Here is a 20,431-nt window from a genome sequence, read left to right on the forward strand (position 1 = left end):
GTGTCGGACCCTCTGAAGAACGCCCATGTCCTGGTGACGGGTGCCACTGGATTCGTTGGCCAGGCCGTGGTGGAGAAACTCCTCGCCGCCTACCCGACGACGCGGATCGCGCTGCTGGTGCGCCCGCGCGGTGCACTCACGGCACAGGACCGGGTGACCAAGCTGCTCAAGAAGCCCGTGTTCGGACCCTGGCGGGAGAGCCTGGGAGCTGAGGCCGCGGACGCCGAGGCGGCCCGCCGCATCACCGTGATCCCCGGTGACCTCGGCGATGTGCCCCCGCTGCCGAAGGACCTCACCCACGTGGTGCACTCCGCCTCCACGGTCTCCTTTGACCTGCCCATCGACGAGGCGTTCGCCGCCAACGTCGGTGGGCCGGTGAGCCTGTACGAGGCACTCGAGGCCACCGGCGCCGACCCGCACGTGGTGCACGTGTCCACCTGCTATGTGGCGGGGCTGCGCAAGGGGCTGGCCGAGGAACGCAGCCTGGACCACTCGGTGGACCGTGAAGTCGAGATGACCCGCGCGCTGCGCGCCCGCGAGTCCGCCGAGGCGGCCTCCCGCCGTCCGCAGGTGCTGGACAAGATCCTGGCTAAGGCGCGCGCCACGCACCGTCGCGCCGGTGCGCAGGCCGTGTCCCAGGCCGCTGAGGAAGCCCGCAAGGCATGGGTGAACACTCAGCTGGTCAACGCCGGCCGCACTCGCGCCACCTCGGTGGGCTGGCCCGACGTGTACACCTTCACCAAGGCCCTCGGCGAACGGGTGGCTGAGGACCTGTGGGCCGGTGGCGGGCACCGTCTGTCCATCGTGCGCCCCACCATCATCGAGAGCTCCTTGCAGCACCCGTTCCCGGGCTGGATCGACGGGTTCAAGGTGGCCGACCCGCTGATCGCCGCCTATGGGCGCGGCATGCTGCCGGAGTTCCCGGCGCTCGCGGACTCGGTCCTGGACGTCATCCCGGTGGACCACGTGGTGAACGCGATCCTCGCCGCGGCGGCGAGCCCGCCGGAGCCGAAGGACGCCGCCTACTACCAGGTGGCCTCCGGCAGCCGGAACCCGTTGCGGTTCGGCACCATCCTGCGGCTGCTGCGCGGGTACTTCCAGGAGCACCCGCTCACTGACGACGACGGTTCCTTCGTGCAGGTGCCGAACTGGACGTTCCCGAACGGTCCCGCAGTGCAGCGGTCGCTGCGGCGACGTGAGGTGGCCGTGGACGTGGCCGACTCGCTGGTGGGCCGGCTCCCGGCGAACGACACCACCCGCGGCTGGATCTCCTCGGTGTACAAGGCGAAGCGGAACCTGGGCACGCTGCGCAAGTTCACCGACCTGTACCAGGCGTACACGCAGACCGAGGTGGTCTTCGACGACACCAACACGCACGCGTTGCACGAGGCGCTGCCTGCCGAGCGGCGTGACGAGCACGGGTTCGACGTCACCGCCATCGACTGGACGTACTACATGCAAGAAGTGCATGTACCGAAGGTGCCCGGGCTGATGCGTGCCCGTCGCCCGAAGTCCACGCCGAGCACCAGCGCGAAGTCGTTGCCGCAGCGCGAGGACGTGCTCGCCGTCTTCGACCTGCACGGCACGGTGGCCGCGGCCAGCCTGATCGAGCACTACGTCTGGGTGGAGCTGGCCGCCAAGGGTGTGGTGCCGGCGCTGAAGGGTCTTGGCGGGATGGTGGCCTCCTCGGGCACGTACCTGCAGGCCGAGTGGCGCGACCGTGGTGACTTCATCCGTTCCTTCATGCGCCGCTACGCCGGCGTGGACGAGGCGGAGCTGCGGGAGATCATCGCCACGAAGGTGACGCCGTCGCTGCGGGCCCGGCTGCTCGCCGAGGCCACCGAGCGGATCGCGCTGCACCGCGCCGCCGGGCACCGCACCGTGCTGGTGAGCGGTCAGATCGACGTCTTCGTGGAGCCGCTGGCGGACATGTTCGACGTGATCGTGGCCGGGGAGATGGAGAAGGACTCGGCCGGGAAGTGGACCGGTCACCTGGCTGCCTCCCCGCTGGTGGACGAGGCCCGCGCCTCGTGGCTGCGTCGGTACGCCCGCGAGGAGGGGATGGACCTCGCCGGCTCCTACGCCTACGGGGACACCTACGCCGATCGCCCGTGGCTGGAGGTGGTGGGTCAGGCGAACGTGGTGAACCCGGACGCCAGCCTGTACCGGTTCGCCCGGGAGAAGCGCTGGCCGGTGCACACGTGGACCACGACGGCGGAGGGTCGACTCTCCCCGGTGGTGCGGTCGGTCACGGGGGGCCGCCGATGAAGGGCAGCACCCACACCACCCCGGTCCCGATCACCGGGACCGCGCTGATCACCGGGGGTACTTCGGGGATCGGGCTCGCCTTCGCGCGGGCGCTCGCCGCCCGCGGGTGCGACCTGGTGCTGGTGGCCCGCAACCGGCAGCGCCTGGACGAACGCGCCGAGGAGTTGCGCGCCGCGCACGGGATCGCCGTGCACACGATCGTGGCGGACCTGTCCGTGCGGTCGGACGTGGACGTCGTCGCACGCCGGCTCGAGGACGAGTCGGCGCCGGTGGACATCTTCGTCAACAACGCCGGGAGCGGTCTGCACGCACCGCTGACCCTGCGGGACGTGACCGTGCACGAGCAGGCGATCGACGTGATGCTTCGGGCGGTCCTGGTGCTCGGCGGGGCGGCCGGGCGGGCGATGGAGGAGCGCGGCACCGGCATCATCGTCAACGTCGCCTCGGTGGCGAGCCAGGTGGCGATGGGCAACTACTCCGCGATCAAGGCATGGGTGGCGACCTGGTCGGAGAGCCTGAGCCTGGAGCTAGAGGGCACCGGGGTGCAGGTGCTCACTCTGATGCCGGGGTGGGTGCGGACCGAGTTCCACGAGCGGGCCAAGATCAAGACCTCCGCGATCCCGGAGTTCCTGTGGCTGAACGCGGACCGGTTGGTGGCTGATTGCCTGGCCGACCTGGAGCGTGGCCGCACCTGGTCGGTACCATCCAAACGGTTCAAGGTTCTCTCCTGGTGTGCCGACCACTTCCCGCGGGCCGTGGTGCGACGCGCGACAGCGGGGATCAGGAAGGGGCGCGGATGAGTACGAGGAGCCCCCGCGTAGCTGGCGCGAGGAACGAGTGGCGGCGGAGCGAGGCACCGCAGTGCTCAGACCGGGCGGAAGAGTTGAGTACGAGGAGCCCCCGCGTAGCTGGCGCGAGGAACGAGTGGCGGCGGAGCGAGGCACCGCAGTGCTCAGACCAGAGGGGGAACGGATGAGCAAGACCTCCCGCTACCACTCGCCCCTGCACCGCTGGGCGCGGTACTTCGCGCAGCGGCTGATCCTGCGGTCGGTGATCTTCTCGAACGTGCGCGTCACCGTGGAGGGGGAGCGGCACGTGGCCGACCTGGACGGTCCGTTCATCGTGGTGGCGAACCACTCCAGCCACCTGGACGCCCCGCTGTGCATCACTGCGTTGCCGTACTCGGTGACCAAGAACGTCGCCACCGCGGTGGCGGCCGACTACTTCTACTCCTCCACGTGGCGCAGCATGCTGACGTCGCTGTTCTTCAACTCCTACCCGGTGGAGCGCGGCAAGTCGCGAGGCAAGTCGGCCGGCTTGTCGGTGACGCTGCTGCGGCAGGGGGTGCCGCTGCTGATCTTCCCGGAGGGCACACGTTCGCGGACCGGGGAGATGGCCGACTTCACCCCGGGCGCCGCCGCGCTGGGACGTGCGTTGCGGGTGCCGATCGTGCCGGTGGCGCTGGTGGGGGCGCACGATGCGATGCCGCCGGGGACGTTCTGGCCCAAGTCGGGGCGGATGCCGGTGAAGGTGCTGATCGGTAAGCCCGTGCGGGTGCGCCCGCGGGAGGCGCTGGCCGATCTGAACGCTCGCTTGACGGCGCGGGTACGTGCCATGCACACGATGCAGACGTCGTACGTGCTGGTGACCGAGGACGACCGCGCCGAGTCCGGAGAGACCGGCCGGGCGGAGAACGACATGCCGGATGCGCAGGAAGGGATCTCATGACCGACGTCGTGCACCAGAAGTGGTGGGGTTGGGGTGTCGAAGGGGTGGCCTTCAACCCTGACGACAAGCCTGGCTTTGCCCCGTTCGTGCACGATGTGCTCGGGATCGACGTGTCCGGACCGGCCGGGAGCCCGCCGGCGTTCGAGGAGCTAGACGTGCCCGCGTCCCGGCTGCCCGACGACCTCGGCGGCAGCCTGCGCCGGATCGTCGGTGACCACCACATCACCACCGACGACATGGACCGGGTGGTGCACACCTACGGCAAGGGCCTGCGGGACCTGGTGCGGGTCCGCGCCGGTGACCTGCCGCGGTTGCCGGACGTCGTGGTCTACCCGGCCAACGAGGCTGAGGTGCAGCAGATCGTCGATCAGGTGGTCGCAGCCGACGGTGTGCTGATCCCGTTCGGCGGCGGGTCCAACATCTCCGGCTCGCTGACCCCGCAGGCGGGGGAGGACCGCCCGGTCGTCTCGCTCGACCTGGGCCGGCTGAACCGGGTACTCGAGATCGACTCCGATGCCGGTCTGGCGCGGGTGCAGGCCGGTGGCCTGGGCCCGGACCTGGAGGCCCAGCTCACCGAGCAGGGCTGGACCATGGGACACCAGCCGGACTCGTTCAAGCACTCCACCCTGGGCGGGTGGATCGCGACCCGCTCCTCGGGCATGCAGTCCGACAAGTATGGAGATATCGCCGACATCACGCGCGGGATGCGGGTGGTGCTGCCGGGCAAGGTGGTCGAGCTGCGGCCGTTGCCGAGCACCTCCACCGGTCCGAGCGTGCGGGAGATGATCCTCGGCTCCGAGGGGCGCCTCGGCGTGATCACCGAGGCGTGGGTGCACGTGCACCGTTTGCCGGAGAACCGCGAGGTGATCGCCTACCTGTTCCCGAACTGGGCGGCGGGGATCGCCGCCATGCAGGAGATCTCGGTCTCCGACGCCACGCCGAGCATCACGCGCGTCTCGGACGCGAACGAGACGGCGTTCTCCCTGGCCACCCGCAAGGAGTCCAAGGGCCTGTCGTCCAAGGTAGGCGAGGGGCTCTTCGAGCTGCTCCGCCGCCGGGGCTGGGACCTGAACAAGGTCTGCATCTCCTACATCGGCTACGAGGGCGGGTCCGCGAAGGTCCGGGCCGACAAGTCCGAGGTGGGCCGGATCGTGGGCCGTCACGGCGGCATCAAGCTGGGCAAGGGCCCGGGCTCGATGTACGACCAGAAGAAGTTCGACACCCCGTACCTGCGCGACTTCCTGCTCGACCGGGGGGCACTCGGGGACGTCTCCGAGACGGCGACCCCGTGGTCCCGCCTGGGCGAGGTATACGTGGCGACGGTGCGGGCCGCGCGGAAGGCGTTCGCCGAGCTGGACGTGCAGGGCTTCATCATGTGCCACCTCTCGCACTCGTATCACTCGGGGGCGTGCCTGTACTTCACCTTCGCGTTCCCGCCGCGCGAGGACTCCCCGCAGCTGGAGCAGTACGACGTGGTCAAGTCCGCGATCCAGCAGTCCTTCATCGACCACGGCGGCACGCTCTCCCACCACCACGGCGTCGGTACCGACCACGCCCCGTGGATGGAGCAGGACATCTCGCCGGCCGGTGTGGACCTGATGGTGGGGCTGCTGCAGTCCGCCGACCCGGGCCGGCACCTCAACCCGGGCACCCTGCTCCCGCCCGACCGGGAGTGGTAACCCGACCCCCTCGCCGAACGCAACGTTCTGCGGTGTTCTTCGCGTAGACGCCGCACAACGTTGCGTTCGGCAGCGCGTGTGGCGGAGGGTCAGTCGACCAGGCCGGACTGGTAGGCGAACACCACGAGCTGCGCCCGGTCGCGGGCGGCGAGCTTGATCATTGCCCGGCTCACGTGGGTGCGCGCCGTGGCCGGGCTGAGCACGAGCTCCTCGGCGATCTCGGCGTTCGAGAGCCCGCGCCCGACCAGCGCCACCACCTCCCGCTCGCGGCTGGTGAGGTCGTCGATCCGCGGGTGCGGGGCGAGCGGCCGCGCCCGGGTGGAGAGCAGCTCGCGCACGACCCGCCGGGTCACCGACGGTGCGAGCAGGGCCTGCCCCTCGTGCACCAGCCGGATCGCGTGCAGGATCTCCTCGGCGCCCGCGTCCTTGAGCAGGAACCCGCCGGCCCCGGCGCGCAGCGCCTCGAGCACGTACTCGTCAGTCTCGAAGGTGGTCAGCACGATCACCCGGGTGGCGCTCAGCGTCGGGTCCGCGCCGATCCGCCGGGTCGCCTCCAGGCCGTCGACTCCGGGCATCCGGATGTCCATCAGCACCACGTCCGGACGCGCTCGCCGCGCCACGGCCACGGCGTCCAGACCATCTGCAGCCTCGCCGGCGACCTCGAAGTCGTCCTCGTCCTCCAGCAGGGCGGTCAGGCCACGACGCACCAGGTCCTGGTCGTCGACGACGAGTACCGAGATCATGGCGCCTCCGGGGTCGGGATCGTGGCGACGAGCCAGAATCTACCGTCGGCCACGCTGGTCGTCAGTGTGCCGTCCACGGCTGCCAGCCGGTCCTGCATGCCCGGCAGGCCCATCCCGGTGCGCTCGGTCCCGTCGTCGGAGTCCGGCCCGACGGCGTTGCTCACCGTCAGCCGGACGGCACCCTCGGTCTGCGCGAGGGTCACATCCACCTCTCCGGTTCCGTGCCGCACGGCATTCGTGAGCGCCTCCTGCGCCACCCGGTAGGCGGCCAGGTCCGCTGCGCCGGGCAGAGCGGCCGGCGCCTTCTCCACGTGCAGGCGCACCGGCCGTGTCGGTGTACTGATCCGCTCCACCAGGTCCGCGAGACCGTCCAGCCCAGGGGACGGCGCCAGGGACGTGCCAGGAGTCGTCGGCATCCCGGCCAGCACCGAGCGCAGCTCGTCGAGCGCGGCCGAGCTCGTCGTCTCGATCGCGCTCAGCGCTTCCTGGACCCGTGCGCGCCCGCGCTCGTCGTCCCGGCCAGCGGCTCGCAGCGCCACCGAGGCCTGCAGGTTGATGGCCGCCAGCCCGTGGCCGACCACGTCGTGCACGTCCCGGGAGAGGCGGAGGCGTTCGGTGTCCACCAGGGCCTGCACCTCGGCCGCCCGGTCCCGCTGCACGGCGCGCCCACGCTGGCGGACCGCCACGCCGATCGCCAGCCATAGGGCGGTCCACGCCCCGAGGAATCCGAGGCCGGAGAGTGAGGGCGTCACACTGTCGCGCACCAGCGCGCTGCTCGCGAGCACCAGCAGCCCTCCCGCGGCGGCGATCGCCGCGATCCGCAGTCGGCAGTGCCGACCCACGGAGTAGATGCCCAGGAAGAACGCGGCCAGGATGGGTCCGATGTGATACCCGACCGCCAGGTAGCCGGCCACCGCGACGCTCGTGACCGCGAGGGTGAGGACCGGCCGGCGCCGACGCAGCAGCAGCACGGCGGCAGCGACGATGATCAGAGCGATGCCGCCGGCGTCGAGATCGCGGCTCCCGGGGGAGTAGCGCTGGGCCATCAGCGTCAGCGGACCGATCGCGCCCACGCCCAGGGCGGCCGGCACGATCTCGCGCGCACGCCACCGTTCTCGCATGCGCCCATCCTCACCCCGATCACCGGCGCCTGCCTCCGCTCCCCGTCGCATCCTCGGCTACGTCCGGTGTCGTAGTCCGGGCGCCACCGAACGGGGTGGCCCACCGCTCGGCTACGCACGAGGGCGTAGCCACAGTCACGTCCCGGAGCGGACGCCGTCGGCTCGCCGGCGGAGAAGCCTGGAGGACGTCCCACCACCGAACAAGGAGGCCCCTCATGGAGCTCATCGGACACGTCTTCGCAGACGGACCCTGGCACGGCGGCTACGGCCCGCCGTTCCCTTTCTTCCTCATTCCGCTGTTCTGGCTCGTCGTCATCGGCGGGATCGCGACCGCCGTCATCCTGAGCCGGCGCAAGCACATGCGCACCGCCGGCGCCCGCGCCGGCGAACGGGTACTCGCCGAGCGATTCGCCCAGGGCGAGATCGACGCCACCGAGTACCGCCGGATGCTCGCCGAGCTGCGCGAGCGCACCTAACCCCGGCCGGGCGCAACCTTGTGCGGCGTTCTTCGCGTAGACGCCGCACCAGGTTGCGCTCGGCGAGCAGGAAGGCCTTGCCCACGACGGCGGATTGCCCTTGACTGCAGATGTGACCCACTCGGAGGTCCCGGCGACCCACACGACCGGTGCATCGGTGCGCCCCACTCCGCCGTGGCGCTATGCCATCGGCATGTTCGGCACCTCGATCCCGATCAACCTGATCAAGGGATCGATGATCCTGTACTACGTCGACATCCTCGGGATGGACGTACGTGCCTACGGGGCGGTGATGGTCGTCTACGCGATCATCGACGCCATCGACAACCCCGTCCTGGGTTTCCTCTCCGACCGCACCCGCACCCGGTTCGGCCGCCGCCGGCCGTGGCTCCTGGTCGGCGGGCCGATGCTGGCCGCCTGCATGGTGGCGTTCTTCTCCGCACCGGACTCGCTGGACGGCATCGGCGTAGTGCTGTGGTTCGCCGTCTTCGCGATCCTGTGTGAGGCGTTCGACTCACTCCTGAACGCCAACTACGGCGCCCTGCTCCCCGAGCTCTTCCCGGCCGAACGCCGTCGGGCGGTGGCCAACTCGCTGCGGCAGGGCTTCCAGCTCGTGGCTCTGGTGATCTCTCTCGCCGTGACGCCGTTGCTGACCACGCAGGTGCTCGGCACCGAGACCACCACCGAGGGGTTCACCACCACCGCGATCATCTACGGCGGGATCGCGGTCGTGGTGATCGTCTTCATGGCCCTGTCGGTCCGGGAGAACCCGCGCTACTCCACCCGGGAGCGGCCGCGCTTCCTGCCCGCGATCGGCTCGGTGCTGCGCAACCCGCTGTTCTGGCAGGTCGGTCTGGTGGGAGCCTGCTACGGCATCGCGATGGCCCTCGTGCTCAGCGGTGTGCAGCTGTACGTGCGCTACAGCCTGGGTCTTCCGGTCGCCAACGCCCTCTACCTGCAGGGAGCCGTGATCGCCGTCACGGCCCTCGCCCTGCTGGGGTGGACCCGCCTGGTGGCCCGGTTCGGCGCCCCACGGATGTGGCGGATCGCGTTCCTGGTGCTGGCCGCAGGATTCGTCGCGCTGTTCTTCGCCACCGACCTGGTCACCGGCATCCTCGCCGGCGCCGTGCTCGGTCTCGGCTGGTCGGGCATGCTCGCCACCAACGACCTGATCGTCGCGCGGGTGCTCGACGGCGACGCGGCCACCCACGGGGAGCACCGCGAGGGCCTGTTCCTCTCCGCGTTCGGGTTCTTCGGGCGCCTCAACGGGGTGATCACCGGACTCGCGCTCACCTCGCTCGGAGTGTTCTTCGGCTACAACTCCGGTGACGACCCGGGCAGCAATCCGGGCCAGGCATTCCGCATCTACCTCACCGTCTACCCGTTCGCCCTGACCGTGATCGGCGCCGTCGCCTCCCGCTTCATCAAGGTCCCCGAGGCAGGGACAGCGCAGTGACCCGGTCTCTGGTCCTGACAGCCGACGACTTCGGGCGCGAGGCGGCCACCACCGAGGAGATCCTTCATTTGCCCGGGCCTCGCTCATCACGAGCGTGACTGCGTAGTGACTCGCGTCAGTCAGTGTCGGTGCGCAGCAAGGTTTCGTAGTCGCGGCCGCCGTAATAGACGCCGAGGATTTCGACGGACTCCTCGGTCACAGCGAACGCGATGACCACGCGGCGGCGGAACCCGATCGTGCGTATGCCCGGCCTGAGGTCATCGCGGGCCACACCGACGAAGGGAAAGCTCGCAAGGCCGTCACAGTAGTCGACGATCGCAGAGACGTATCCTTCGGCACGGTCGGGGAACCCTGACGCCGCGGCAATCCAGCGGTAGAGGTCAGTGAGTTGCTGTCTGGCTCGCGGTGAGTAGACGATGCTGCGGGTCACGTGTCACTTTCGGACAGCCGCTGAGCGTGGAGTTCTGCGAGGTGACTGCGCATCTGCTCGGAACTGATCGCCTGCGACGGGTCGGCCCGCAGCTCGTCGTAGGCAGCTGTGACCTCGGTGCGCAGCCACGTCTCGACGGCTTCGTCACGCGCGAAGAGGGCGCGTAGACCGTCGCGGACAACCTCGCTCTCACTGGCATACGCGCCGGAGGCGACGCGTTCGCGGAGAGCGTCGGCCATGGTGTTCGGAAGTGTGATGCTGAGTTGCTTCGTCGTGCGCATAGTGCACCCTTTCGATATGACTAAATCCTACTCGTGCAGCGCAAGAGAGAAATGAGCCATAGCGGGGTTACCGGCTACGTGGCTCGTCATCGCCAGACGGATGACCCTCGCACGGGATCGCGACCCGGACAGCCTGGGCCTCCTCGTGGCAGGGTGGTGAGCGTGCCTCGCACCGTCCATCGCCTCCGGCTCGGCCTGGCCGACCTGATCGCGACGCCCTATCCCACCGTTCCCTTCGACCTGCCTCCCGGGGCCGACACCGTCGAGGTGCGCCTGGCCTACGACACCGAGGCCGGCGTCATCGACCTGGGCTGCGAAGGCCCGGCAGGCTGGCGCGGCTGGTCCGGCGGGGCACGCGACCGGTTCGTCATCGGCCCGACCGTCGCCACGCCGGGATATCTGCCCGGCGAGCTGGAACCGGGGGAGTGGTCCGTCCAGCTCGGCCTCTACCGGCTCCCCGCCGACCCGATCGAGGTCACGGTGACGGTGATCAGTCCGGCGGAGTCGCCGATCGACCCTGAGCCCGCACCGATGCCGCCCAGCGAGGCGGCACCCTGGGGGAGTACCCGCCTGCTGCCTGCCGAGCCGGGCCTGACCTGGTACGCGGGCGATCTGCACGCCCACAGCACCCACTCCGACGGCGAGCAGTCCCTGGCCGAGCTGGCCGCGCTCGCCGTCACGGCCGGACTGGACTTCCTGGCCGTGACCGAGCACAACACGGTCTCGCACCACGGACTGCTCCCGGACCTGGGCGCCGCACTCGACCTCACGCTCCTGCCCGGGCAGGAGGTGACCACCGCGCGTGGGCATGCCAACGTCTTCGGCGACGTCGGATGGATCGATTTCCGCCGACCTGCCGACGAGTGGATCGCCGACGCGCAGGCCCGTGGCGGCCTGGTGAGCATCAACCACCCCCTCGAGGGTGAGTGGGCGTGGCAGCACCGGGTCCCCTCACTCCCGCAGGCCGTCGAACTGTGGCACATCACCTGGTTCCGGGACCTGCGCTCCACCGAACCCTGGGGGCTGTGGCCCACCTGGCGGCAGGACGCCGTGCTCCTGGGTGGCAGCGACTACCACAATCCCGATCACGGCTACCTGCCGGGTACCCCCACCACCTGGGTCGCGGCAGAGTCGGCCGCGCCCGAGGCGATCCTGGCCGGGATGGCCGCCGGGCGCACCGCGATCTCCCACCCTGGCCCGGACTCAGCGGTGCTGCTGCGCGTGGGCGAGGAACTGGTCGCCATCGGCGCCGAGGGCGCCGTGCTCACCGATATCGACGGCCGCCAGCAGCTGGTGACCGGCGACCTCGCCCGCATCCCGCGGGAGCGAGCAGGGCGCGGGCCCTTCCGACTCACGGCACCGGATCGTCGCCTCCTCGCGATCAGCCCGTGACACGCCCGTTGCGAACCACGGTCGGCGGTCCGACACGCCGTGGCGGAAGAGTCAGACCGCCGAACCTGTGTCGGACGAAGAGTCGGACAGGGGAGAGCGATACGAGGTGTGGCGGGTGTGGGTAACCCCACCCGGGTGTGCACAGACCAGGGGACTCGTCACCTCCCGGACACGTGCTCCGCCGTCGGGGGTGTGGATGGGGAGGGGCTGTTCTGTGGACAACTCGGACCGGCCACCGATTACCCACAGGGTGACCCCCAGGTCGTACACAGATGGGGCCCAGAAGTCCACAGCAACACGCCGTCAGGCTGTGGATGACACGCATGTGACCCGACACGCCAACACAACCACTAGGGGTCTCACGGATCAGCCACCACAAGGTGTAGTGTCTCTCTAGTCGCACGACGTCGAGGCCGACGCAGCGGCTCCGACGAATGACACGGATGTAGTTACATGGCGGAAAGTCCAGGGGGACATCGCCGAGAACGAGCACAGAAATGACGAGGAAGGACGCCGATCATGACTATCACCGTCTTCAGCAAGCCGGCTTGTGTGCAGTGCGACGCCACGTACCGCGCGCTCAAGAAGCACGGTCTTGACTACGAGGTGGTGGACATCTCCACCGATGCCGAGGCCCTGGAGTCGGTGAAGGCGCTCGGTTACCAGCAGGCCCCCGTGGTGTTCGCCGGTGGGGACCACTGGTCCGGCTTCCGTCCGGACAAGATCAAGGCGCTCGCGGCTGTGGGGGTCTCGCAGACCTCCTCCGCACTGGCCTGATCCGACGATGGGGGCCGGGCAACGGCTCGGCCGCCATCACTGCATCGCCGAACCGCACGTATCACCCAGTGGGAGTGTCACAGCAGTGACGGGCATCGTGTACTTCTCCTCGACGTCGGAGAACACGCGCCGGTTCATCGACCGGCTCGATCTTCCGGCGCGGCGGATCCCGCTGCGCCCCGGGGAGGATGCGCTGCACGTGGACGAGCCGTACGTGCTGTTCACGCCCACCTACGGCAGTGGGAACGGCAGAGGAGCAGTACCCAAGCAGGTGATCCGGTTCCTCAACGACGAGAAGAACCGCTCACTGATCCGTGGGGTGGTGGCCGCAGGGAACACGAACTTCGGTTCGGGCTACTGCCTCGCGGGCAACATCGTGGCCCGCAAGTGTCAGGTGCCGCACCTCTACAACTTCGAACTACTAGGAACCACTGAGGACGTCATGCGCGTCCGCGAGGGATTGGGACAGTTTTGGCTCAGGCAGTGATCGACGACGCGACCGAGATCGACGCACCCGGCATGGACTATCACGCGCTCAACGCGATGTTGAACCTCTACGGTCCGAACGGGGAGATCCAGTTCGAGAAGGACCGGGAGGCGGCGCGCCAGTACTTCCTGCAGCACGTCAACCAGAACACCGTCTTCTTCCACAACCTCGCGGAGAAGCTGGACTACCTGGTCGAGCACGGCTACTACGAGACTGAGGTGCTCGAGAAGTACTCCCGGGAGTTCGTGCAGCAGCTCTTCGACCACGCCTACGGGAAGAAGTTCCGCTTCCAGACCTTCCTGGGTGCGTTCAAGTACTACACCTCGTACACGCTGAAGACCTTCGACGGGAAGCGGTACCTGGAGCGGTTCGAGGACCGGGTCTGCATGGTGGCGCTCACGCTGGCCGACGGTGACGAGCAGTTCGCCACGATGATGGTGGACGAGATTATTTCCGGCCGGTTCCAGCCGGCCACCCCGACCTTCCTGAACTCGGGGAAGAAGCAGCGTGGTGAGCCGGTCTCGTGCTTCCTGCTGCGCATCGAGGACAACATGGAGTCGATCGCGCGGGCGATCAACTCCGCCCTGCAGCTGTCCAAGCGGGGCGGTGGTGTGGCGCTGCTGCTGAGCAACATCCGTGAGCACGGGGCGCCGATCAAGAAGATCGAGAACCAGTCCTCCGGGGTGATCCCGGTGATGAAGCTGCTGGAGGACTCCTTCTCCTACGCGAACCAGCTGGGTGCGCGCCAGGGGGCGGGCGCCGTCTACCTGCACGCCCACCACCCGGACATCCTGCGGTTCCTGGACACCAAGCGGGAGAACGCGGACGAGAAGATCCGCATCAAGACCCTCTCCCTGGGCGTGGTGATCCCGGACATCACGTTCGAGCTGGCGAAGAACAACGAGGACATGTACCTGTTCTCCCCGTACGACGTGGAGCGCGTGTACGGCAAGCCGTTCGCCGAGGTGAACGTGAGCGAGCACTACCGCGAGATGGTCAACGACGGGCGGATCAAGAAGAAGAAGATCAACGCCCGCGAGTTCTTCCAGACCCTCGCCGAGATCCAGTTCGAGTCCGGCTACCCGTACGTGATGTTCGAGGACACGGTGAACCGGGCGAACCCGATCGAGGGCAAGATCACGCACTCGAACCTGTGCTCGGAGATCCTGCAGGTCTCCACCGCCTCGACCTACAAGGACGATCTCTCCTACGACCACGTGGGCAAGGACATCTCCTGCAACCTGGGCTCGCTGAACATCGCGCTCTCGATGGACTCCCCGGACCTCGGCAAGACCGTGGGCACGGCGATCCGCGCGCTGACGGCGGTCTCGGACCAGACGCACATCTGGTCGGTGCCCTCGATCGAGCAGGGCAACAACGACTCGCACGCCATCGGCCTCGGGCAGATGAACCTGCACGGCTACCTCGCCCGGGAGCGGATCCACTACGGCTCCGCCGAGGGCGTGGACTTCACGAACATGTACTTCTACACGGTGCTGTTCCACGCGCTCACGGAGTCGAACAAGCTGGCCATCGAGCGCGGCAAGGCGTTCAAGGGGTTCGAGAACTCCACCTACGCCAGCGGTGAGTTCTTCGACAAGTACCTGGATGAGACGTGGGAGCCGGCCACCGAGCGGGTGCGCCAGCTGTTCGACGAGGCCGGAGTCCGGCTGCCCACCCGGGAGGACTGGGCGGCGTTGAAGGAGTCGGTGCAGGCGCACGGCATCTACAACCAGAACCTGCAGGCGGTGCCGCCGACCGGCTCGATCTCCTACATCAACAACTCCACCTCTTCGATCCACCCGGTGGCCTCGAAGATCGAGATCCGCAAGGAAGGCAAGATCGGGCGGGTCTACTACCCGGCGCCGTTCCTCGACAACGACAACCTGGAGTACTTCCAGGACGCGTACGAGATCGGCTACGAGAAGGTCATCGACACCTACGCCGCCGCCACTCAGCACGTGGACCAGGGGCTGAGCCTGACCCTGTTCTTCAAGGACACGGTGACCACGCGTGAGGTGAACAAGGCACAGATCTACGCCTGGAAGAAGGGCATCAAGACCCTGTACTACATCCGGCTCCGCCAGCTCGCGCTGGAGGGGACTGAGGTGGAAGGCTGCGTCAGCTGCGCACTGTGACCCACGACGGCGGAGCGCACCTGAGCGTGAGCCCGTCACCTCTTGCAGGACTCAATCTTCGCGTGAACCAAGGAGCAGTACCCGTGTCAGAGAAGCTCAAGCTCGTGAGCAGAGTGTCGGCGATCAACTGGAACCGGATCCAGGACGAGAAGGACGTCGAGGTGTGGAACCGCCTCGTGAACAACTTCTGGTTGCCGGAGAAGGTGCCGCTGTCCAACGACATCCAGTCCTGGCACACCCTCACCGAGGCCGAGCAGCTGATGACCACGCGGGTCTTCACCGGGCTGACGATGCTGGACACGATCCAGGGCACGGTGGGTGCGGTCTCGCTGATCCCGGATGCCCTCACCCCGCACGAGGAGGCCGTCTACACGAACATCGCGTTCATGGAGTCGGTGCACGCGAAGAGCTATTCCTCGATCTTCTCCACGCTGATCTCCACCACCGAGATCGACGAGGCGTTCCGCTGGTCGGAGGAGAACGAGAGCCTGCAGCGCAAGGCCGAGATCGTGCTCGGGTACTACCGGGGTGACGACCCGCTCAAGCGCAAGGTCGCCTCCACGATGCTCGAGTCCTTCCTGTTCTACTCGGGCTTCTACGCCCCGATGTACTGGTCCTCCCGGGCGAAGCTGACCAACACGGCGGACCTGATCCGGTTGATCATCCGGGACGAGGCGGTGCACGGGTACTACATCGGGTACAAGTACCAGAAGGGTCTGGAGCAGGAGACGCCGCAGCGGCGTCAGGAGCTGAAGGACTACACCTTCGAGCTCCTCTTCGAGCTCTACGACAACGAAGAGGACTACACCGAGGCCCTCTACGACCCGCTCGGCCTGACCGAGGACGTGAAGGCGTTCCTGCGCTACAACGCGAACAAGGCGCTGATGAACCTCGGCTACGAGGGGATGTTCCCCAGTGACCAGACCGCGGTGAACCCGGCGATCCTCTCCTCCCTCTCCCCGAACGCGGACGAGAACCACGACTTCTTCTCCGGGTCCGGTTCCTCCTACGTGATCGGCAAGGCGGTCAACACCGAGGACGAGGACTGGGACTTCTGATCCGGTGAGATCCCGGTGGTGTGCGCCGTCTGCTATCGCACGGAAGCCGTGACGGTGAACTTCGGATCCCGCACGATCTGCCGGGTAGCGCCGACGCTCGCCTCCAGCTGCGGCCGGTAGCGCAGGTGCGAGTTCCACACGCACCACAGCTCGCCACCGGGTCGCAGCACGCGGGCCGCGTCGGCGAACAGGCGTGGCGCGATCCGAGCAGTCACCGCAGCGCCGGAGTGGAACGGCGGATTGAGCATGATCAGATCGGCCGACGCGTCGGACTGGGTGCCGAGTGCGTCGTCCCGGACCACGGTGACGCCAGGCGGCCCGCCGCGAACTGGATGCGGAGCCGATCCACTCCCAGCGGCGACTCCGTTCGCGATGGCCGTCGCGGTTGCCGACGCGACGGCAGCCGCGGACTGGTCGGTGGCGATCACCCGTGCATCGGGGTGCGCCCGTGCGTAGGACACCGCGAGGATGCCTGTGCCGCACCCCAGGTCGATCACCCGCGACGCGTCCGGCGCCTGGTCGAGCACGCTGAGCAGCAGACGCGTGCCGATGTCGACGCCCGCGCCGGCGAACGCGGCGCCGTGTGCGCAGATCGTCAGTCCTGTCGCCTCGTCGCGTTCTGTACGTGGCCAGGTCAGCGCGCCGGGGTGAGCGGGGCGTGCGCTCGGGCCCGGCCGTTCGGTGGCCGGTCGCACCCGGGTTCGTGGGGCCGATGCACGCAGCACCCGCGACTTGCCGACGCCTCTGTCGGCCGTGACGGTGTCGAAGTGCCTGGCCAGCACGCCATTCATCGCGGGTGCCATGTGCTTCACGCGACCGCCCGCAACGACGCGAACCGCCGGGTCGGCGTGGGCCGCAATCAGGCCTGCGATTTCGTCGAGCGCGCCGAGCGACCGCGGCAACTGCATCAGCACGAGAGTCGCACCCGCGAACAGGTCGCCGTCCAGTGGGTGCCAGCTCACCCCTGGCACCACGATGCTGGCGACGTCCGACGCCTGCACCAGCCCGACGGCAACGGCGTTCAGCCGCGCCGCCCGTTCTCCGGTGAGGGCGTCCTGATGCACGTGGACCCGGAAGTTCGCGGCAGCCAGCGGCAGCGTGAGCGCACCGTACCGATCCCCCACCACGACCACACGTGCCACGGGCGCAGTTGTCGTGGACGTCGCCGGAATGCGTCGCTCCGGAGGTCCGATGGCGGGAGTGGTCTCGCGGGCCGGCTCCGGATGATCGAGGCCGGCCGATTCCAGAATCAGCCGATCGCTTGCGTCGGCCGCCACCAGATCGTGCGCCTCGACATCCGGCCGCCGTCGCATGTGTGGGGCGAATGCGTCGAACGCTTCGCGGACCGTCGACGCCATGCTGTCCACACTAGGGCACCTCGGCCGTACGTCCGCTGGCTCAGCGCATCCGTGCGGCGAGCCCGATGGCTTGGGCCCTCTCACGAAGCTGGCGTTGCCGAGGTGCACGGACGACCGGGGCATGTTGCGGCGTCAAGCCAGCAAGCACTCAGCCAACATCAGAGTTCAAGGACGGGAAGGTGTACGGCGCATCCACCGGGCCCCCTGGCTGGTCAAGATGCGCCGGACGCTCCTGATCGATGTCGAAGACGATCCGTTCACCCACGTAGCGGACGACGACGAGCTGCACCGGGAGTTCCTGCTCGTCGACGAGCAGCAGCCGCTGCACCATGAGGGCTGTGCCGATCGCGACATCGAGGAGCTTGGCGTGCTGAGGAGTGGCAGGCTCGGCCGTCATGGTGCCCCGGGAGCGCACGGGACGGTGCCCGCACTCACCCAGTGCGGCGTGCAGGGAACGGGTCAGGTCGGCGTCGCGAACGGCTGCGCACCGTAGCGGCAGGACGGCGTCCTCCACAGCGAAGGGGACGCCGTCACCGTTGAGGACACGGCTGAGCGCGATGACCGAACCCTCACCCGGTTGCTCGAGGTCCGCGTTCTCCTCCCGGCTCCCGTCCCGTTCGGACATGCTCACCACGGCGGCCGAGGGGATACGCCCCTGCCGTCTCATGTGCTCGGTGAACGAGAGCAACCGGCTCATCCGCCGGTGGACGGGCTGCTCGGCCACGTAGGTGCCACTGCCGCGCACCCGGTACACCCGGCCTTCGGTCACCAGCGCAGCCACAGCTTGCCGCGCCGTCATGGGGCTCACCTGAAATCGCGCGGCGAGCTCGCGATCCCCCGGAAACTGGTCGCCCGGTGCGTAGTGGGTGAGCTCGTCCCGGAGCTTCTGGGCGATCGTCGCGTGGGCAGGTCGGGTGTCCGCCGTCATTGTTGCCCTCCAGAGCCGGACGTTGCGGTGAGTTATCTAGAGTACTAGATTCCAGAGATCTAGTACGCTGGACGGTATGTCTGTGTCTCGTGAGTCTCGCCCCAATATCGTGCTGATCCTCACCGATGATCACGCAGCCCATGCGATCAGCTGCTACGGGAGCAAGGTCAACCACACCCCGCACATGGATCGGTTAGCAGCCAGGGGAGCCAGGCTCGACTCCTGCTTCTGCACGAACTCGATCTGTTCGCCGTCGCGCGCCTCGATCCTGTCCGGTACCTACGGGCACGTGAACGGCGTTACCAGCATCTACTCCCACATCGACTACCGCGTCCCGAACTTCCCGCAGGTGCTGCGCGAATCGGGCTACCGGACGGCGTTGTTCGGGAAATGGCACCTGGGTGAGACCGAGCCGCACCTGCCGCGCTCCGAGGACTTCGATGCCTGGCAGGTGTTCCCTGGCCAGGGCCAGTACAACGATCCCGTCATGATCAGCCCCGACGGCGAAACAACAGTTCCGGGGTACGCCACCGATATCGTCACTGACCTGAGCCTGGACTGGCTGGACGAGCAGTCCGGTTCGGACCCCTTCTGCCTGATGATCCACCACAAGGCGCCGCACCGGCCGTGGGTGCCGCACCCCAAGCATCGGGACCTGTACCCGGTCGGCAGCATCGCCGAGCCGGACACCCTCTTCGACGACTACGCGACCCGGAGCGATGCGGCCTCGGTCGCGAACATGCGGATCAGCGACGATCTTCCCGACCGTGACATCCGCGAGGAGATGCCCCCGGAACTCGCCGGCGAGGAGAACCGCGAGGCGCGCACGCGGTGGTTCTATCAGCGCTACCTGCGCGAGTACCTGCAGACCGTGCAGTCGGTGGACGACAACGTCGGTCGCGTGCTGGACCACCTCGACGAGCGTGGTCTCGCGGACAACACCATCGTCGTCTACACCTCCGACCAGGGCTTCTTCCTCGGCGACCACGGCTGGTACGACAAGCGCTTCATCTACGAGGAGTCCTTGCAGATGCCGCTCATGATCGCGTGGCCGGACCGGATCGCCCCGGGCACGGTGACGGACGAGATCGTGACCAATATCGACTTCGCGGCCACCTTCCTCGAGGCGTGCGGCATCGACCCAGGTGACGAGCTGCCGACCGGTCAGGGCCGCAGTTTCCTGCCCCTCCTCGAGGGGGAGACGCCCGAGGACTGGCCGGAGTCGATGTACTACCGCTACTGGGAGCACGACGATCCGAACCACCACGTCTGGGCCCACTACGGCGTCCGGACCAAGACGCACAAGCTGGTCTACTTCTACGCCGACGGACTCGGTACAGACGGGTCATCCGACAAGACCTTCCCGCCGGCCTGGGAGATGTACGATCTCGTCGCCGACCCGAACGAGCTCACCAATATCGCCGACGATCCCGCCCATGCGGAGACGCGGGCCGAGCTGGAGCGTGAGCTGGCCCGCCTGCAGGAGCAGTACCAGGACGCGCCGTACGTCGGCTGATCGGGGACGCGGGCTGTGTCAGCTCCAGAGCCGTTCGACGGGCAGTGGGACGGTCCTCCGGCGGCCAACTCAGCCGACCACCGCAGCTCCAGTGCCGCGCGACACTAGCTACGTTCTGGGCGCCGCATCCAGGCGGAAGCAGCCAGGGAAAACCCGAGTGTGGCTCCCGCACCCCAGAGGACGCTTGTCCCCAGCCGCTGCTGTCTGGCGCGGTCGCAGGTGGCAGCGACCCAGTCACCGACTCGGCTGAGCGACGGATCGTCCAGCCGCGACGCATCGTCTTCGGCGATGACCGGCAAACCATCGACCGTCTCGTTCGACGGCTCCGCGTCGTCGCGCGCCTGCCGATCGCTGGGATCGGTAGCAGGTCCGGACAGCACCGAACCGCAGCGAACGATCGCGTCCGGCTCGGTCCACTGTTGTCCTGAACCGTCGTCGCCGCCCGTCATCGCACCTACGTTGACGGTGCGAGTATCCGAATCGAGAAGGCCGACGATCAGCACCACCGCTGCGATGACGCCAGCGACGGCGAACACCGCGCCCAGAACGTTCCGCTTCGTCGTGGACATGATGCGAGGGTAGCGTGCACGGCGGA

General features: G+C 68.2%; 19 protein-coding genes. 12 read left to right on the forward strand and 7 right to left on the reverse strand.

What is annotated here, in order from left to right; translation table 11 throughout:
- The 4 genes from BLU77_RS14840 (at window position 1) to BLU77_RS14855 (ending at window position 5,675) form a co-directional block, all read left to right on the forward strand.
- Window positions 1-2,268: an HAD-IB family hydrolase gene (locus tag BLU77_RS14840; RefSeq protein ID WP_245708883.1), complete on the forward strand. Its 2,268-nt coding sequence runs from the start codon at window positions 1-3 to the stop codon at window positions 2,266-2,268.
- Entirely contained in the window at window positions 2,265-3,068 is an 804-nt protein-coding gene (locus BLU77_RS14845) for an SDR family NAD(P)-dependent oxidoreductase (RefSeq protein WP_089775842.1), read from the forward strand. The genes BLU77_RS14840 and BLU77_RS14845 overlap by 4 nt, the downstream gene beginning before the upstream one ends.
- A gap of 172 nt (window positions 3,069-3,240) precedes the next feature.
- Entirely contained in the window at window positions 3,241-3,996 is a 756-nt protein-coding gene (locus tag BLU77_RS14850) for a lysophospholipid acyltransferase family protein (protein ID WP_089775844.1), read from the forward strand.
- Window positions 3,993-5,675, forward strand: a complete 1,683-nt coding sequence (locus BLU77_RS14855; RefSeq protein WP_089773862.1) for an FAD-binding oxidoreductase — start codon at window positions 3,993-3,995, stop codon at window positions 5,673-5,675. The genes BLU77_RS14850 and BLU77_RS14855 overlap by 4 nt, the downstream gene beginning before the upstream one ends.
- Before the next feature lie 89 nt (window positions 5,676-5,764).
- Here the strand turns inward: BLU77_RS14855 and BLU77_RS14860 are convergent, their stop codons facing one another.
- Together BLU77_RS14860 and BLU77_RS14865 are read right to left on the reverse strand one after the other, a co-directional pair.
- Window positions 5,765-6,418, reverse strand: a complete 654-nt coding sequence (locus BLU77_RS14860) for a response regulator (protein WP_089773863.1) — start codon at window positions 6,416-6,418, stop codon at window positions 5,765-5,767.
- Entirely contained in the window at window positions 6,415-7,539 is a 1,125-nt protein-coding gene (locus BLU77_RS14865; RefSeq protein WP_175477127.1) for a sensor histidine kinase, read from the reverse strand. The genes BLU77_RS14860 and BLU77_RS14865 overlap by 4 nt, the downstream gene beginning before the upstream one ends.
- A gap of 215 nt (window positions 7,540-7,754) precedes the next feature.
- Between BLU77_RS14865 and BLU77_RS14870 the strand changes: the two genes are divergently transcribed.
- Both BLU77_RS14870 and BLU77_RS14875 read left to right on the forward strand, forming a co-directional pair.
- Window positions 7,755-8,015, forward strand: coding sequence for an SHOCT domain-containing protein (locus BLU77_RS14870; protein WP_089773865.1), 261 nt, complete (start codon window positions 7,755-7,757; stop codon window positions 8,013-8,015).
- A gap of 112 nt (window positions 8,016-8,127) precedes the next feature.
- Window positions 8,128-9,471 (forward strand): MFS transporter, encoded by a 1,344-nt coding sequence (locus BLU77_RS14875; protein ID WP_245708884.1) that lies wholly within the window; start codon window positions 8,128-8,130, stop codon window positions 9,469-9,471.
- Between the two features lie 115 nt (window positions 9,472-9,586).
- Here BLU77_RS14875 and BLU77_RS14880 read toward each other — a convergent pair whose 3' ends face one another.
- Together BLU77_RS14880 and BLU77_RS14885 are read right to left on the reverse strand one after the other, a co-directional pair.
- Entirely contained in the window at window positions 9,587-9,901 is a 315-nt protein-coding gene (locus BLU77_RS14880) for a type II toxin-antitoxin system RelE/ParE family toxin (protein WP_089773866.1), read from the reverse strand.
- Window positions 9,898-10,182 (reverse strand): ribbon-helix-helix domain-containing protein, encoded by a 285-nt coding sequence (locus BLU77_RS14885; protein ID WP_089773867.1) that lies wholly within the window; start codon window positions 10,180-10,182, stop codon window positions 9,898-9,900. The genes BLU77_RS14880 and BLU77_RS14885 overlap by 4 nt, the downstream gene beginning before the upstream one ends.
- Window positions 10,183-10,344: 162 nt before the next feature.
- Between BLU77_RS14885 and BLU77_RS14890 the strand changes: the two genes are divergently transcribed.
- The 5 genes from BLU77_RS14890 (at window position 10,345) to nrdF (ending at window position 16,034) form a co-directional block, all read left to right on the forward strand.
- Entirely contained in the window at window positions 10,345-11,574 is a 1,230-nt protein-coding gene (locus BLU77_RS14890; protein ID WP_139177790.1) for a CehA/McbA family metallohydrolase, read from the forward strand.
- A gap of 519 nt (window positions 11,575-12,093) precedes the next feature.
- Complete coding sequence (gene nrdH, locus BLU77_RS14895; protein ID WP_089773869.1) at window positions 12,094-12,351, forward strand: glutaredoxin-like protein NrdH; 258 nt, start codon at window positions 12,094-12,096, stop codon at window positions 12,349-12,351.
- An 85-nt stretch (window positions 12,352-12,436) separates the two neighbouring features.
- On the forward strand, window positions 12,437-12,838 hold the full coding sequence (gene nrdI, locus BLU77_RS14900) for a class Ib ribonucleoside-diphosphate reductase assembly flavoprotein NrdI (RefSeq protein WP_089773870.1): 402 nt from the start codon (window positions 12,437-12,439) through the stop codon (window positions 12,836-12,838).
- A gap of 32 nt (window positions 12,839-12,870) precedes the next feature.
- A complete protein-coding gene (gene nrdE, locus BLU77_RS14905; protein WP_089775848.1) occupies window positions 12,871-14,976 on the forward strand; it encodes a class 1b ribonucleoside-diphosphate reductase subunit alpha in 2,106 nt (701 codons plus the stop codon).
- Window positions 14,977-15,059: 83 nt separating this feature from the next.
- The gene (gene nrdF, locus BLU77_RS14910; RefSeq protein WP_089773871.1) at window positions 15,060-16,034 is read left to right on the forward strand and encodes a class 1b ribonucleoside-diphosphate reductase subunit beta; all 975 of its coding nucleotides are present in this window, start codon (window positions 15,060-15,062) and stop codon (window positions 16,032-16,034) included.
- Between the two features lie 32 nt (window positions 16,035-16,066).
- Here the strand turns inward: nrdF and BLU77_RS14915 are convergent, their stop codons facing one another.
- Together BLU77_RS14915 and BLU77_RS14920 are read right to left on the reverse strand one after the other, a co-directional pair.
- Window positions 16,067-17,392, reverse strand: a complete 1,326-nt coding sequence (locus BLU77_RS14915) for a class I SAM-dependent methyltransferase (RefSeq protein WP_175477128.1) — start codon at window positions 17,390-17,392, stop codon at window positions 16,067-16,069.
- Window positions 17,393-17,540: 148 nt separating this feature from the next.
- Entirely contained in the window at window positions 17,541-18,320 is a 780-nt protein-coding gene (locus tag BLU77_RS14920; protein ID WP_089773872.1) for a GntR family transcriptional regulator, read from the reverse strand.
- A gap of 76 nt (window positions 18,321-18,396) precedes the next feature.
- On the opposite strand from BLU77_RS14920, the gene BLU77_RS14925 reads away from it, so the two are divergent.
- Entirely contained in the window at window positions 18,397-19,836 is a 1,440-nt protein-coding gene (locus BLU77_RS14925; protein ID WP_089773873.1) for a sulfatase family protein, read from the forward strand.
- A gap of 104 nt (window positions 19,837-19,940) precedes the next feature.
- On the opposite strand, the gene BLU77_RS14930 is transcribed toward BLU77_RS14925, so the two are convergent.
- Window positions 19,941-20,405, reverse strand: a complete 465-nt coding sequence (locus BLU77_RS14930; protein WP_089773874.1) for a hypothetical protein — start codon at window positions 20,403-20,405, stop codon at window positions 19,941-19,943.
- Window positions 20,406-20,431: the final 26 nt, after the last annotated feature.

This window comes from Ruania alba, from assembly GCF_900105765.1.
GTDB classification, from domain to species: domain Bacteria; phylum Actinomycetota; class Actinomycetes; order Actinomycetales; family Beutenbergiaceae; genus Ruania; species Ruania alba.